This is a genomic window from Streptomyces sp. NPDC004752, assembly GCF_053601275.1.
The window spans coordinates 15941-29640 of the sequence record NZ_JBSGBN010000029.1; the positions used below are offsets into that span (position 1 = coordinate 15941).

Genomic DNA, 13700 nt, shown 5'->3' on the forward strand with positions numbered 1-13700 from the left:
ACTCGCCCAAAACTTTTCCCCCCCCCGCCCTTCTTCCGTTCGGCCGGCCCGTCTTATCCGGCCGTTCCCCGGCCCAGGCGTCGGCGGTGTAACGGCCGCTCGGGCGGTACGGAGCCACTCGGGTCCGCTTGGTCCTCTGCTCGGCTTGGTTCTGCTCGGGTCGGCTTGGCTCTGCTCCGGTCCGCCAGGTCCGCTCGGGTCCGCTTGGGTCACTTGAGGGCGAGGAGCAGGGTGTCCGACGGCGAGGACCACACCGGGCGGGCCTCCGAGAAGCCCTTCTCGCGCAGCACGCGCGCGTGCCACGCGGCGGAGGGCATGTCCCCGCCGGCGTGCTCACCGTAGATCTCGAAGCGGCGGGCCGTGGGCCCGGCCAGGACGGGGTCCTGCGCGGCCAGCTGCCACCACTCCGCCCAGTCGAGGGCGCCGGCGCGCTTGGCCTGATCCATGCGGGCATGCCGCAGGGCCCGTTCGGCGGCGTTGATCCGGGGCGTGCCGTCATCGATCATGTGGTCCGCGTTCATGAAGACACCACCGTCGCGGACGAGTTCCGCGACCCGACCGTAGAGGGTCGCGAGGGGGCCGCTGTGCAGCCAATGAAGCGCCGTGGCGGTCAAAACCGCGTCGTACGCGTCGTACGGCAGCAGCGCGGGCCACTGCGGGTCCTTGAGGTCGGCGGTGACGAAGGTGACGCGTTCGTCGCCGGCGAAGGTGCCCTCGGCGATGGCGAGGAGCGCCGGGTCGAGATCGACGCCGGTGCTGACGGCCTGCGGGAACCGCTTCAGCAGCCGGGCGGTGATGCTGCCGGTGCCGCAGGCCAGGTCGAGCACGCGCGGCGCGGTGCCGACGAGCGCCTCGACCATGTCGAGCATGATCGTGAACCGTTCCTCACGGTCCGGCATGTACCACTCCTGCTGCCGGTCCCAGCTCTGCTGCCAGGCCCGCCAGTCGGCGCCGGTCGTGGCCGTGTTCGCGTCCGTCATCGCAACCCCTCCACCGCGAAGATCCCGTAATACCCTGGAAGCGCGACCGGTCATTACCCGATCGCGTCCACGACCATAGAGCGCCACCGTAAGGACTACAAGTGGAACTGGCCTATTACTCGGATTACGCCGTACGCCTCGTCAACAGCGAGGAGCCGCTCCGGGGCAAGGACTCGCTCACCACGGTCGAGGCCGTCCGCGCTCTGTTCGGCGTCAATCAGTCGGCGGCCCGCCGCACCGCCGACGCCGATGTCACCCGCTTCCGCTCGGTGCGCGCCCGGCTGCGCGGGGTCTTCGAGGCCGCCGACAAGGGCGACGAGACCCTGGCGGTGGACCTGCTGAACTCACTGCTGCTGGAGTTCCCGGTCAGCCCGCAGGTCTCCGGGCACGACCACCGGGACGAGGACGGCCGCCCGCTGTGGCACCTGCACCTCGCCGACCACCCGTCCAACGTCACCGCGGGCTACGCGGCGATCGCCGCCATGGGTCTCGCCTTCCATCTGACCGAGTACGGCGTGGACCGCCTGGGCCTGTGCCAGGCGGCCCCCTGCCGCAACGCCTACCTGGACACGTCCACCAACCGCTCCCGGCGCTACTGTTCCGACCGGTGTGCCACGCGGGCGAACGTGGCCGCCTACCGGGCCCGCAAACGTCTGGAGGCCGACCGGTCCGAGAACACCGGCCTCGCGGCCGAGAGCGCCCAGCGCACCAGCGCGAGCGGCGAGCGCTGATCCGGCCTGCGCGGCCGCAGCCGCAGCCGGACCCGGCCGAGGATCAGATCCTCCGGCACGGCCCCGTAGTCGGTGCTGTCACCGCCCGCGTACCGGTTGTCCCCGAGCACCCACCAGCCACCCTCGCGGCGCTCCACGGCGCGCTTGACGACGAGCAGGTCCTGCTGGAAGGGATGGCGCAGGACGACGATGTCCCCGGGCCTGATCCGGGCGCCGTACCGCAGCACGAGCCGATCCCCGTGATAGAGCGTCGGCACCATGGACGGTCCCGTCACCTCGGCCAGCCCGAAGGGCGGCACGGTCCTCCCCCGCTCGGTCTCCTGCGACAGCTCCGGCATCGCCGGCACCTCCCCGGTCCGTTCCTCCACCAGTCTCAGTCTGACCCCGGACTTTTGTACTAAGCCCTAGGGGGCACTCGCGAAATCCCGCTTCTCAGGGAGTAATGTCCCACCTGAGAAGACGATCACGAGGAAGGAACGCTCCATGCTTTCCCGCCTGTTTGCCCCCAAGGTCAAGGTCAGCGCCCACTGCGACCTGCCCTGCGGTGTGTACGACCCGGCCCAGGCCCGCATCGAGGCGGAGTCGGTGAAGGCCGTCCAGGAAAAGATGGCCGGCAACGACGACCCGCACTTCCAGGCGCGTGCCACCATCATCAAGGAGCAGCGCGCCGAGCTGGCGAAGCACCACGTCTCCGTGCTCTGGAGCGACTACTTCAAGCCTCCGCACTTCGAGAAGTACCCGGAGCTGCACCAGCTGGTCAACGACGCCCTGAAGGCCCTCTCGGCCGCCAAGGCGTCCACCGACCCGGCGACGGGCCAGAAGGCGCTGGACTACATCGCCCAGATCGACAAGATCTTCTGGGAGACCAAGAAGGCGTGATCTCCAATCATGCCCTCTGACCTGCGATTACTTTGGTTGCAGTGTCTACCCGCCCGCACCCGGTCCGCAGGCCGCCGAATACGGCGCCAAGGCTGACCGGGTGCGGCTTTCTTCACCTTGCCGGGCCGGGGCGCCGCCCAGGCGACCCGCTCTCACAGACGGGGGCGACCGTCATGTCCGATCCCGCCGACGGAGACGCACTGAACCGGAACACGGCGCGGGGACGGACACCAGGGCGCCCCAGAGACCTGCCTGGACAGCGCGGTCTGTCTGCGGTCGCCGGACAAGTATCCGCTGGACCTACGCCTTCGTCGACCGGCCCGTCGATCGGATCACGGCGGCCCGCGCCTTCTGGACGGCCGTCACCGGTACCCGGCTCTCGGAACTCCGGGGCGCACGCGACGAGTTCGCGACGCTTCTGCCCGCGGACGCCGACGCCTGTGTGAAGGTGCAGGGCGTCGCCGCCGACCCGAGCGGCACCCATCTCGACTTCTCCGTGGACGATGTCGAGGCGTTCGTGACGTCCGCGCGGGCACTCGGCGCGGTCCCGGTCGCCGCGCATGAGGGCTGGTCCGTGTTGCGTTCCCCGGCCGGGCAGTCGTTCTCTGCGGTGCCATGGCACGGGGAGTCGATCCGGCCCCCGGTGGTGGCCGGCAGCAGGCTGGACCAGGTGTGCCTGGACATCGCGCCGTCCGCGTACGACGCCGAGTCCGCCTTCTGGTCCGGGCTGACCGGCTGGGAGCCGCTGGCCGGCTCGGTCACCGAGTTCCGGGGGCTCCGGCCGCCGCCTGGCCTGCCCGTCCGGATTCTGTTGCAGCGGTTCGGCGAGGAGCGGACCGCCGCCGCCCACCTCGACCTGGCCTGCGCGGACATCGCGGCGACCCGGGCCCGCTATGAGGGTCTCGGGGCCACCGTCGTGGCCCGGGGTCCGCGCTGGACGGTGTTGCACGACCCGGCGGGCGGCACATACTGCCTGACCGGCCGGGACCCGAAGACGGGCGGCCTGTCGGCGCCGGCGCTCAGCGGCGCACGCTCGTGTACACGCACAGGGTGAAGTCCGGCCCGCCGGGCACGGCGGAGGGCAGGACCCGCGCGGACGGGTACGCGTCACCCGCGCGAAGCATCGAGGGCGGCACGGCAGACGGAGGCACCGGCACGGCCGACGGGGTTTCAGGCGCGGCGGACGCCGACCGTGGGCACCCGTGGCCGTCCCCGTGCGCCGCGGGCGGCGTCCGGGACGCGTCCTGGGTCCGCTGCCAGACGTACGGCTCCCGGGGCTCCGCCCCGGCCCGCAACCACAGCGTGACCCCTCCGCCGCCGGCCACCACCAGCGCCCAGGTCACCGCCGCCCAGCGCCATATCCGGCGATGTCCGCCCGCCATCGTCACCCCCAGGGCTCCACGTCCACCACGGCCTCGACCGGCACCGGCCCGTACACATGCGGGAACTCCTCGCCGCCCGGCTCCGCGGCCTCGTACTTCACGGGTACGCCGAGCAGCGCCGGGTCCACGACCAGGACCACCAGATCGTCCGGGCGGTCGTACGAGCCGTACAGGAAGGCGGCCACGCCCGGGAGTTGGGCGCGGGTGGAGAAGTGGATGAAGCCCTCCTCCCGCAGCGTGCGGCCACGGGTGGACATCTCATAGCTGCCGCGCTCACGAGCCGCTTCCCACAGGGGGCGTTCCGTGATGTGGAGGATGTACGGGAGTTTCGGCATGCGGCCACGCTACGGCCTCGGCCAGGCATACGGTCCGCTCCTGGGGCACCGGGACCGGGCCGGGGATCCGGGTACGGGGATCCGGGTACGGGCTCAGGACTTCTTCGCGCCGGTTGCGTGGGGCTCGCGCTGCCGCTGCTCGGCGGCGGGGTCGGCGCAGGCCGCGCAGTCGGGGTTGTGGCACGGGCCGGGGCCCCACACGGGAACCCAGGCGCCCAGGGTCTTGTGCCGCTTGACGACCGTTTCGACGGGCTGTCCGCAGACGGGACAGACCTGTTCCTCGCTGTCCATGTCCCCAGGGTAGGGCGGGCGGGGACGCGACGCTTCCCGCGCCGGGCCGGTCGCCCTCGGTACATGCGTGCCGGGAGTCGGCGGGCCCCGCGCGCCACGGGGTACGCGGGACCCGTCGGGCCGGAGCCGCCGGGGGACGCGCGGGGTCAGGAACCGCACGCACCCGGCGGCTCCGGGGTCCTCCCGGAGTCGGCGGCCGACCTCAACTGCTGCGCCGGGTCACGAACTCGGCCAGCGCGAGCAGCCCCTCCGCCGCCTCCGGATCGGGCACCGCGCGGGCCAGTTCCTGCATCGCCCGGGACATCCGGTCGGCCGCCTGGACCTGCGCCCAGTCCCGTCCGCCCGCCCGTTCCACGGCCAGCGCCGTACGCTCCAGATCCTTCTCGTCGTACGGCCGTCCGTACAGCTCGGCCAGCTCGGTCGCCGCCGCCGTGCCGGAGGTGAGGGCGGCGACCACCGGCAGCGACTTCTTGCGGACGGCGAGGTCCGCGCCGGCCGGTTTGCCCGTGCGGTCCGGGTCGCCCCATATCCCGATGACGTCGTCGATCAGCTGGAAGGCGAGCCCGGCCTGGCGTCCGAACCCGTCCAGCGCCGCCACCTCCTCCTCGCCCGCGCCCGCGTACAGCCCGCCGAGGGCGCAGGCGCAGCCGATCAGCGCACCGGTCTTGGCCTCGGCCATGAGGAGGACCTCGTCGAGGGTGACCTCGTCGGGGGCGCGCTCCTCCATGGCCGTGTCCGTGTGCTGGCCCTCGCACAGCTCGACCACGCAGTCGGCGAGCCGGGTGGCGGCGGCCCGCGACGCCGGGTTCGGGTCCTCGGCGAGCAGCCGCAGGGCCAGCGCCTGCAGGGCGTCCCCGGCGAGGATCGCGTCGGGGACACCGAACACGGTCCACGCCGTGGGCCGGTGCCTGCGCGAGGTGTCCCGGTCCATCACGTCGTCGTGCAACAGGGTGAAGTTGTGCACCAGCTCCACCGCCGCCGCGGCCCGGAGCGCCGCCGTCCGTGCCCCGTGGCCGCCGAGCGCCGCCGCCGCGGTGAAGACCAGCGCGGGCCGGATCGCCTTGCCCGCGTTGCCCGCCGCCGGGGTGCCGTCCGCGTGCTCCCAGCCGAAGTGGTAGCGCGCGATCCGGCGCATGGCGCCCGGCAGCGAGTCGACGGCGGCCCGCAGTTCGGGGTCGACCGACGCCCGGGCGCGGTCCAGGACGGCCGTGGCCTCATGCCCGTCGAGCGGGGGCCCGCCGTCCCGGGCGGGCCCTGGCCGGTCCCCCGGCACCGGTGCCTCGCCGGTCCCCGGTGGGCCGGTGGCGCACTGCTTCGTCTGCGTCATGAACTCGGCCATGGGTCCCCCTCGCGGAGTCCGCGGACGGTGGTGCCGTAGCCCCGGCTGGGCTGGTACGCCGCGGCCGTACCCACCCGAGCGGGCGGGGGCACGGCCGCGGAGTGCGCAAACGTCACCTCCACCGGCCGATCTCGACGTTCTCCAGGACACCGAGCGCGTCCGGCACCAGGACCGCCGCCGAGTAGTAGGCCGTCACCAGGTAGTTGATGATCGCCTGTTCGTTGATGCCCATGAAGCGGACGGACAGGCTCGGCTCGATCTCGTCCGGGATCCCGGACTGCCTGAGACCGATGACGCCCTGGTCCTCCTCGCCCGTACGCATGGCGATGATCGAGGTCGTACGCGCCTCGCTGATCGGGATCTTGCTGCACGGGTAGATCGGCACTCCGCGCCAGGTCGGGATGCGGTTGCCGCCGATCTCCACGGTCTCCGGGACGAGCCCGCGCTTGTTCAGCTCGCGCCCGAACGCGGCGATGGCGCGCGGGTGGGCGAGGAACAGTTTGGTGCCGCGCCGACGGCTCAGCAGCTCGTCCATGTCGTCCGGGCCGGGCACGCCGTCGTGCGGCTGGATCCGCTGGTCGTACTCGCAGCTGTGCAGCAGACCGAAGTCGCGGTTGTTGACCAGCTCGTGCTCCTGGCGTTCCTTCAACGCCTCGACGGTGAGCCGCAACTGCTGCTCGGTCTGGTTCATCGGCTGGTTGTACAGGTCGGCCACGCGCGTGTGGATGCGCAGCACGGTCTGGGCGATGCTCAGCTCGTACTCACGGGGCTTCGCCTCGTAGTCGACGAACGTGTGCGGGATGTCCGGCTCGCCGGAGTGGCCGGCCGCGAGATCGACCGCCTTCTCCCCGTACTTGTTGGTGCGCTGCTCCGGGATCGCGCGCAGCTGCCGCAGATGCTCACGCAGGGAGTCCGCGCGCTCCGCGACCTGCTCGAAGTCCTGGCGGGACAGGATGAGCACGGTGCACGTGGTGCCCGCGCGGGCCGTGTACTCCCAGATGGCGTCCGGGTCGAGCAGCGCCTGTTCGCCGAAGTACGCGCCGTCGGCGAGGACCCCGAGGACCGCGTCGTCGCCGTACGGGCCCGTGCCGAGCTTCTCCACCCGGCCGTGCGCCAGCAGGAACACCTCGTCGGTCTGGCTGCCGAACGAGGCGATCACCTCACCCGGGGCGAAGTCCCGCTGACGGCAGCGCTGGGCCAGTTCGGAGAGGACCTCCCCGTCCTCGTACGACCGCAGGGCCGGCAGTTCGCCCAGTTCGGCTGGGATCACCTCGACACGGTCGCCGGTCTTCACAAAAGTGATGCGGCCGTCGCCGACCGCGTACGTCAGTCGCCGGTTCACCCGGTATGTGCCACCCTGCACATTCACCCAGGGAAGCGTCCGCAGCAGCCAGCGGGAGCTGATCTCCTGCATCTGGGGCGCGGACTTGGTGGTGGTGGCCAGGTTCCGCGCTGCCGCCGTGTCCAAAGACTGCTGCGGCTTGCCCTGATCCGTGCGGACCTCTTCGCCTACCGACATAAAGAATTGCCCTCCCAGTCTGCACCGGCACCGAACTGCGCCGGGCATCGGCCTTGCTCGCGACCAGCCTTCCAGCACGCAACGTGATCGCGCCATTACCCGAAAGAGCGGGAATGGATCATCGCACTACTGGGCAGAAAGAGGGACCTCGCACCGGGCGGCGCCGAGTGTGCGAGGTGTCCGGATCGACTCGCACGGAACCCGAACGAAGTAGCCAACAGGCCCGACGTCCTTGACACTTGACGCAGTCGATCGGTCACATCCGGTGACTTCGATCCGATGCGAAGGAGGCACGCATGGCCTCACCCATGTCCGCGAGCCGTTTTCGGGACGCCCTGAGAGCGGAGGGCGTCACGGTCGTCGAGGTCGGCGACTGGAGGCATCACAATCGCAACCACAAGGGCGCGTGGGGGCCCGTGCACGGCGTGATGATCCACCACACGGTGACCAGGGGCAGCGAACGGACGGTGGAGCTGTGCCGGGACGGCCACGCCGAACTGCCGGGCCCGCTGTGCCACGGTGTGATCACCAAGGACGGCACGGTCCACCTCGTCGGCTACGGCCGTGCCAACCACGCGGGGCTCGGCGACGACGATGTGCTCCGCGCGGTCATCGCCGAGACGGCGCTTCCGCCGGACAACGAGTCCAACACGGACGGCAACCGGCATTTCTACGGCTTCGAGTGCGAGAACCTCGGCGACGGCAAGGACCCGTGGCCGGCGGCCCAACTCACGGCGATCGAGCGGGTGTCCGCGGCGATCTGCCGCCGCCACGGCTGGACGGAACGCTCGGTCATCGGCCACCTGGAGTGGCAACCGGGCAAGGTGGACCCCCGCGGCTTCACCATGAACTGGCTGCGCCGGCGCGTCAAGGAGCGCTTGGCGGGCTGACGGCGGTCAGTGGTGGCGGTACCGACGGTCGGCGGCGGTACCGGCAATCGGTGGTGGCGGCTCCGGCGGTCGGCGACGGTACCGGCAATCGGTGGTGGCGGCTCCGGCGGTCGGCGACGGTACCGGCAATCGGTGGTGGCGGCTCCGGCGGTCGGCGGCGGTACCGGCAATCGGTGGTGGCGGCTCCGGCGGTCGGCGGCGGTACCGGCAATCGGTGGTGGCGGCTCCGGCGGTCGGCGGCGGTCGGTGACGCGTGACGGTGACCTCGGGTGATGACCGTGGTGACAATGGGGTGGTGGTCGCTCCTGGGTCTCTTGCCGCCCGGCTTCCGTCGCCCATCGAAGTGGTCGATGACCGACGGTTCTCCCGGCATGGGGTACATCTGCTGCTCAAGCGGGACGACCTGATCCACCCGGAGCTGATCGGCAACAAGTGGCGCAAGCTGGGGCCGAACCTGGTCGCGGCGGCCGGGCGGACGATCGTCACGTTCGGCGGGGCGTACTCCAACCATCTGCGGGCCACCGCCGCCGCGGGCCGCCTCCTCGGCCTGCCCACCATCGGCGTGGTCCGCGGCGATGAACTGGCCGACCGCCCCCTCAACCCCTCCCTGGCCCGGTGCGCGGCCGACGGCATGCGGCTGCACTTCATCGACAGATCGACATATCGCGAGAAGACGGACCCGCGAACCCTGGACGCCCTGCTGCGCGCAACCGGCGCCGAGGACGCGTACGTCGTCCCCGAGGGCGGCAGCAACGCCGCGGCCGTACGCGGCTGCCGGGCCCTGGGCGAGGAACTGCGCGGGCATGCCGATGTCGTCGCCGTCGCCTGCGGCACCGGCGGCACCCTGGCCGGACTCGCCGCCGGACTCGCCCCCGGCCAGCGCGCCCTGGGCATACCGGTCCTCAAGGGCGGCTTCCTGGCCGCCGAGGTGCGCGCCCTCCAGGAGCGCGCCTTCGGCGCCCGCCGCGGATCCTGGTCCCTCGACGACCGCTTCCACTGCGGCGGCTATGCCCGTACCACCCCCGGACTCGACGCCTTCGCCGAGGACTTCGAACAGCGCCACGGCCTGCCCGTGGAACGCCTCTATGTCGCCAAGTTGCTCCATGGACTCGTCGCCCTGGCGGACGAGGGCGCCTTCCCGCCCGGCACGACCGTCGCGGCCGTCGTCACGGGCCGGCCCTTCCCCGGAGTCGGCTAGTACTACCCAGGGCCGGCTCGTACTACATGCCTAGGCACTAGGCGGTCTCCCGGTACGCCGCCGCCTCCTCCAGGTCCAGTCTGCGCAGCAGCGTGCGCAGCATCTCGTCGTCGATGTGGCGGCCGTCCCGCAGCCGTACGAACACGTCGCGCTCCGCGCTGATCATCTCCCGGGACAGCCGGCGGTAGGTGTCGTCGACGGTCTCCCCGGTCACCGGGTTCACCGCGCCGAGCCGCTCCCAGACGGCGTTGCGGCGGCGTTCCAGGACGGCGCGGAGGCGGTCCGCGAGCGGCGGTGGCAGGGCGTTGCGCTCGTCGGAGAGCAGTTCGTCGAGGCAGGTCTCCGCGGCCCGGGACGCCTGCGCCTGGGCGTTGCCCTCGGCGAGGGTCTGTGCCTGCGGGTCGCGGCCGGGGAAGTTCAGCAGCCGGATCAGCGGAGGCAGTGACAGGCCCTGCACCACCAGCGTCCCGATGACCGTCGTGAACGTCAGGAAGAGGATCAGGTTGCGCTGCGGGAAGGGCTGTCCGCCGTGCAGGGTGGCCGGGATCGAGAAGGCGATGGCCAGCGACACCACGCCCCGCATCCCGGCCCACGAAGTGATCATCGCGCCCCGCCAGGTCGGGTTCTCCTCGCGCTGTCTGATCCGCGCGGACAGCAGCCGGGGCAGGAACGTCGCCGGATACACCCACACGAACCGGGCCGCGACCACCACCAGGAAGAGGGCCGCCGCGTACCAGGCGGCCTCGACGCCCTCGTACGATCCGAGCCCGCTGAGGACGACCGGCAGTTGCAGCCCGATCAGCGCGAAGACCGCCGACTCCAGCACGAAGGCGACCATCTTCCAGACCGCCTCCTCCTGGAGGCGGGTGGCGAAGTCGACCTCCCACGCGCGGTGTCCCAGATACAGCGCGACGACCACGACCGCGAGCACACCGGAGGCGTGCGCCTGCTCGGCGATGCTGTACGCGACGAACGGAATCAACAGGGAGAGCGTGTTCTGGAGCAGGGGCTCCTTCAGATGCGTGCGCAGCCAGTGCAGCGGGGCCATCAGCACCAGCCCGACGCCGACCCCGCCGACCGCCGCGAGCAGGAACTCGCCGATCCCGCCGGCCCAGGTGGCGCCCTCGCCGACGGCCGCCGCGAGGGCCACCTTGTACGCGGTGATCGCGGTGGCGTCGTTCAGCAGGGACTCGCCCTGGAGGATGGTCGTGATCCGGGAGGGCAGTCCGACCCGGCGGGCGACCGCCGTCGCCGCGACCGCGTCCGGCGGCGCCACCACCGCGCCCAGCACCAGGGCGGCGGTCAGCGGCATGCCGGGCACGATCAGGTAGACCGCCCAGCCGACGAGGAACGTCGCGAAGAGCACGTATCCCACGGAGAGAAGCGCCACGGGGCGCAGTTGCGCGCGCAGGTCCAGGTAGGAGCTGTCGCCGGTCGAGGTGTACAGCAGCGGAGGCAGCAGGAGCGGCAGGACGACCTCGGGGTCGAGCGCGTACGCGGGCACCCCGGGGACGTACGAGACCGCCAGTCCGGCCGCGACCAGCAGCAGCGGTGCCGGCACCGGGGTACGCCGGGCGGCCCCCGCCACCGCCGCGCTGCCCGCCACCAGCAACAGCAGCGGCATCACGTCCATGTCCTCGCCCGCCCTCATTTTCCGCGCGGTCAACCGCACACCCGTCGTAATCTGGCAATCATGAAACAGTGCACGCACGTCGACGCGCTGCCGCACCCGGAACCGGAGCCGCAGAACGAGACCTGTCCGGAGTGTCTCGCACAGGGCACGCACCCGGTGCAACTGCGGCTCTGTCTGACCTGCGGCCACGTCGGCTGCTGCGACTCCTCACCGGGGCGGCACGCGACGGGGCACCATGTGCGGTCCGGTCACCCGGTGATGCGGACCTTCGAACCGGGCGAGGACTGGCGATGGTGCTTCGTCGATCACGTCCTCGTGTGACACTGCATGACGACGACCGGTCCCGACGGTTCGGCCGTCTGACGCCTGGGTACGTCAACCCGGCGCGCGCTCTTCCCGATTGGGCCCGCAGACCTCTAGACACGGAGCGTATCCACAGTTTTACTGTGAGTGACGCCAGGGGGTTGGGGTCCCGGGGACAGAAAAGTTCGGAGCGCGATAGCGTCACCGCTGAACCAAAAATCGCGTTACCCCGGGGGGCGACCCTCGGCCCTGTAAAGCCTGTACCACCTTGGAGGTGAGGGTGTCCCAGATCGCAGGCGAGCCCGCGACCCAGGACTTCGTGGAAGTCCGGCTGCCGGCTGCGGGTGCCTACCTGTCGGTGCTGCGGACGGCCACGGCCGGACTCGCGGCCCGCTTGGACTTCACCCTGGACGAGATCGAGGACCTGCGTATCGCAGTGGACGAGGCTTGCGCGATCCTGCTCCAGCAGGCCGTGCCGGGCTCGGTGCTCAGCTGCGTCTTCCGACTCGTCGACGACTCGCTGGAGGTCACGGTGTCGGCGCCGACCACGGACGGGCACGCGCCCGCGCGGGACACCTTCGCCTGGACCGTGCTGTCGGCCTTGGCGGGCAAGGTCTCGTCAGCCGTCGACGAGGACAGGACCGTGTCGATCAGTCTCTACAAACAACGCGGCGCGGGACCCGGGCCGGCGTGAGGAACGGAGACGGGCCGGTGTGGGACGAAGAGCGCGGCACACGGGAGCTGCCCCCCGAGGGCAAGGGCGCCCCGAGCGGATCTCGGCGCCCGGCGGACGGCATCGACGGCATCCCTGAACAGGCCAGGCCGCATCCGGAGGACGACTCCGCGCAGGCCGGTCGGGACGGTGCCATGCAGAGTGCGCCTTCGGCGGGACGGAACGGGGTCGTGTCCCCAGTCCGAGCGGAGTCGAGTGCTCGGGGAAGGGCGACGGGCGGGACGATGGGCGAGCACGAGCGATACTCCGAGGGCGATGCGCTGGGCACGCAGGGCGTTCCAGGCACGCAGCACGATCCTCATCAGGACCGCAGCGGGGCGCGTGCCATGTTCGTCGAGCTGCGCAAGCTCAAGGACGGCAGCCCGGAGTACGCGGAGCTGCGCAATCAGCTGGTCCGCATGCATCTGCCGCTCGTGGAGCACCTTGCGCGCCGGTTCCGCAATCGCGGCGAGCCGCTCGACGACCTCACCCAGGTCGCCACCATCGGTCTGATCAAGTCCGTGGACCGGTTCGACCCGGAGCGCGGAGTGGAGTTCTCCACGTACGCGACGCCCACGGTCGTCGGTGAGATCAAGCGGCACTTCCGGGACAAGGGCTGGGCGGTGCGCGTCCCGCGGCGGCTGCAGGAGCTGCGGCTCGCGCTGACCACGGCCACGGCCGAGTTGTCACAGCAGCACGGCCGCTCCCCCACGGTGCACGAGCTGGCCGAGAAGTTGGCGATCTCGGAGGAGGAGGTCCTGGAAGGGCTGGAGTCGGCCAACGCGTACTCCACGCTCTCCCTGGACGTCCCCGACACCGACGACGAGTCTCCGGCGGTGGCCGACACGCTCGGCGCGGAGGACGAGGCGCTGGAGGGCGTCGAGTACCGCGAGTCCCTCAAGCCGCTGCTCGAAGACCTTCCGCCGCGGGAGAAGCGGATCCTTCTGCTGCGCTTCTTCGGCAACATGACCCAGTCGCAGATCGCCCAGGAGGTCGGCATCTCCCAGATGCACGTCTCCCGTCTACTGGCCCGCACCCTGGCCCAACTCCGCGAGAAGCTCCTGGTGGAGGAGTAGCCCCCGCCGCCATAGCGAACACCCAAGCGCAGAGCCCGGACCGACAGCGGGGGGCCGAGCGAGCGCGAGGGCTGGGCAAGCGCGGGGCCGGGCAAGTGGCACGGCCGAACCCAGGACGGGAGCCGGACCGACGGCGAGGACCGGGCCGGGGGCGGAAGCGTGGCCCACGGCAGATACCGGGCCACGACGGAAGCCGGACCGACGGCGGAAGCCATGCGAGCAGCGGAGACCGGACGGACTACGGAAGCCAGACCAACCGCCGAGGCCTGACCGGGGGCGGAGACCACGCCCACGGCGGAGACCGGGCCGACGGTCGAAGCCGGGCCCACGGCGAAGACCGGACCGACGGCGGAAGCCATGCGAGCAGCGGAGACCGGACGGACTACGGAAGCCAGACCAACCGCCGAGGCCTGACCGGGGGCGGAGACCACG

Annotated in this window: 16 protein-coding genes; 8 read left to right on the forward strand and 8 right to left on the reverse strand. The window is 71.5% G+C overall.

Annotation, left to right across the window (positions count from 1 at the left end; genetic code table 11):
• Nucleotides 1-209: 209 nt before the first annotated feature.
• Nucleotides 210-980, reverse strand: coding sequence for a class I SAM-dependent methyltransferase (locus ACWEKM_RS14725; protein WP_451621539.1), 771 nt, complete (start codon nucleotides 978-980; stop codon nucleotides 210-212).
• Nucleotides 981-1081: 101 nt separating this feature from the next.
• On the opposite strand from ACWEKM_RS14725, the gene ACWEKM_RS14730 reads away from it, so the two are divergent.
• Nucleotides 1082-1711, forward strand: a complete 630-nt coding sequence (locus ACWEKM_RS14730; protein ID WP_451621540.1) for a CGNR zinc finger domain-containing protein — start codon at nucleotides 1082-1084, stop codon at nucleotides 1709-1711.
• Here ACWEKM_RS14730 and sodX read toward each other — a convergent pair.
• On the reverse strand, nucleotides 1615-2049 hold the full coding sequence (gene sodX / locus ACWEKM_RS14735; RefSeq protein WP_451621593.1) for a nickel-type superoxide dismutase maturation protease: 435 nt from the start codon (nucleotides 2047-2049) through the stop codon (nucleotides 1615-1617). The genes ACWEKM_RS14730 and sodX overlap by 97 nt on opposite strands.
• A gap of 145 nt (nucleotides 2050-2194) precedes the next feature.
• On the opposite strand from sodX, the gene sodN reads away from it, so the two are divergent.
• Together sodN and ACWEKM_RS14745 are read left to right on the forward strand one after the other, a co-directional pair.
• Entirely contained in the window at nucleotides 2195-2590 is a 396-nt protein-coding gene (gene sodN / locus ACWEKM_RS14740) for a superoxide dismutase, Ni (protein ID WP_451621541.1), read from the forward strand.
• Nucleotides 2591-2879: 289 nt separating this feature from the next.
• Entirely contained in the window at nucleotides 2880-3644 is a 765-nt protein-coding gene (locus ACWEKM_RS14745) for a VOC family protein (protein ID WP_451621594.1), read from the forward strand.
• Here the strand turns inward: ACWEKM_RS14745 and ACWEKM_RS14750 are convergent.
• The 5 genes from ACWEKM_RS14750 to ACWEKM_RS14770 form a co-directional block, all read right to left on the reverse strand.
• Nucleotides 3610-3978 (reverse strand): hypothetical protein, encoded by a 369-nt coding sequence (locus ACWEKM_RS14750; protein WP_451621542.1) that lies wholly within the window; start codon nucleotides 3976-3978, stop codon nucleotides 3610-3612. The two genes, ACWEKM_RS14745 and ACWEKM_RS14750, sit on opposite strands and share 35 nt — an antisense overlap.
• Nucleotides 3975-4307 carry a DUF952 domain-containing protein gene (locus ACWEKM_RS14755; RefSeq protein WP_451621543.1) on the reverse strand — a complete coding sequence of 111 codons (333 nt, stop codon included), beginning with the start codon at nucleotides 4305-4307 and terminating at the stop codon, nucleotides 3975-3977. Before ACWEKM_RS14755 ends, ACWEKM_RS14750 begins: the two co-directional genes overlap by 4 nt.
• Before the next feature lie 93 nt (nucleotides 4308-4400).
• Complete coding sequence (locus ACWEKM_RS14760; protein ID WP_451621544.1) at nucleotides 4401-4598, reverse strand: hypothetical protein; 198 nt, start codon at nucleotides 4596-4598, stop codon at nucleotides 4401-4403.
• Nucleotides 4599-4800: 202 nt separating this feature from the next.
• On the reverse strand, nucleotides 4801-5937 hold the full coding sequence (locus ACWEKM_RS14765) for a family 2 encapsulin nanocompartment cargo protein polyprenyl transferase (RefSeq protein ID WP_451621545.1): 1137 nt from the start codon (nucleotides 5935-5937) through the stop codon (nucleotides 4801-4803).
• 112 nt (nucleotides 5938-6049) lie between these two features.
• On the reverse strand, nucleotides 6050-7456 hold the full coding sequence (locus tag ACWEKM_RS14770) for a family 2B encapsulin nanocompartment shell protein (RefSeq protein WP_451621546.1): 1407 nt from the start codon (nucleotides 7454-7456) through the stop codon (nucleotides 6050-6052).
• Between the two features lie 296 nt (nucleotides 7457-7752).
• Here ACWEKM_RS14770 and ACWEKM_RS14775 point away from each other — a divergent pair, with 296 nt between their 5' ends.
• Together ACWEKM_RS14775 and ACWEKM_RS14780 are read left to right on the forward strand one after the other, a co-directional pair.
• Nucleotides 7753-8346 (forward strand): N-acetylmuramoyl-L-alanine amidase, encoded by a 594-nt coding sequence (locus ACWEKM_RS14775; RefSeq protein ID WP_451621547.1) that lies wholly within the window; start codon nucleotides 7753-7755, stop codon nucleotides 8344-8346.
• A 295-nt stretch (nucleotides 8347-8641) separates the two neighbouring features.
• Complete coding sequence (locus ACWEKM_RS14780) at nucleotides 8642-9544, forward strand: 1-aminocyclopropane-1-carboxylate deaminase/D-cysteine desulfhydrase (protein WP_451621548.1); 903 nt, start codon at nucleotides 8642-8644, stop codon at nucleotides 9542-9544.
• Between the two features lie 37 nt (nucleotides 9545-9581).
• Here ACWEKM_RS14780 and ACWEKM_RS14785 read toward each other — a convergent pair whose 3' ends face one another.
• Nucleotides 9582-11177 carry a Na+/H+ antiporter gene (locus ACWEKM_RS14785; protein WP_451621595.1) on the reverse strand — a complete coding sequence of 532 codons (1596 nt, stop codon included), beginning with the start codon at nucleotides 11175-11177 and terminating at the stop codon, nucleotides 9582-9584.
• A 60-nt stretch (nucleotides 11178-11237) separates the two neighbouring features.
• Between ACWEKM_RS14785 and ACWEKM_RS14790 the strand changes: the two genes are divergently transcribed.
• From ACWEKM_RS14790 to ACWEKM_RS14800, 3 genes are all read left to right on the forward strand, one after another.
• A complete protein-coding gene (locus tag ACWEKM_RS14790; protein WP_451621549.1) occupies nucleotides 11238-11498 on the forward strand; it encodes a UBP-type zinc finger domain-containing protein in 261 nt (86 codons plus the stop codon).
• 262 nt (nucleotides 11499-11760) lie between these two features.
• Complete coding sequence (locus ACWEKM_RS14795; RefSeq protein WP_073491347.1) at nucleotides 11761-12174, forward strand: ATP-binding protein; 414 nt, start codon at nucleotides 11761-11763, stop codon at nucleotides 12172-12174.
• The gene (locus tag ACWEKM_RS14800) at nucleotides 12171-13268 is read left to right on the forward strand and encodes an RNA polymerase sigma factor SigF (protein ID WP_451621550.1); all 1098 of its coding nucleotides are present in this window, start codon (nucleotides 12171-12173) and stop codon (nucleotides 13266-13268) included. Before ACWEKM_RS14795 ends, ACWEKM_RS14800 begins: the two co-directional genes overlap by 4 nt.
• Nucleotides 13269-13700: the final 432 nt, after the last annotated feature.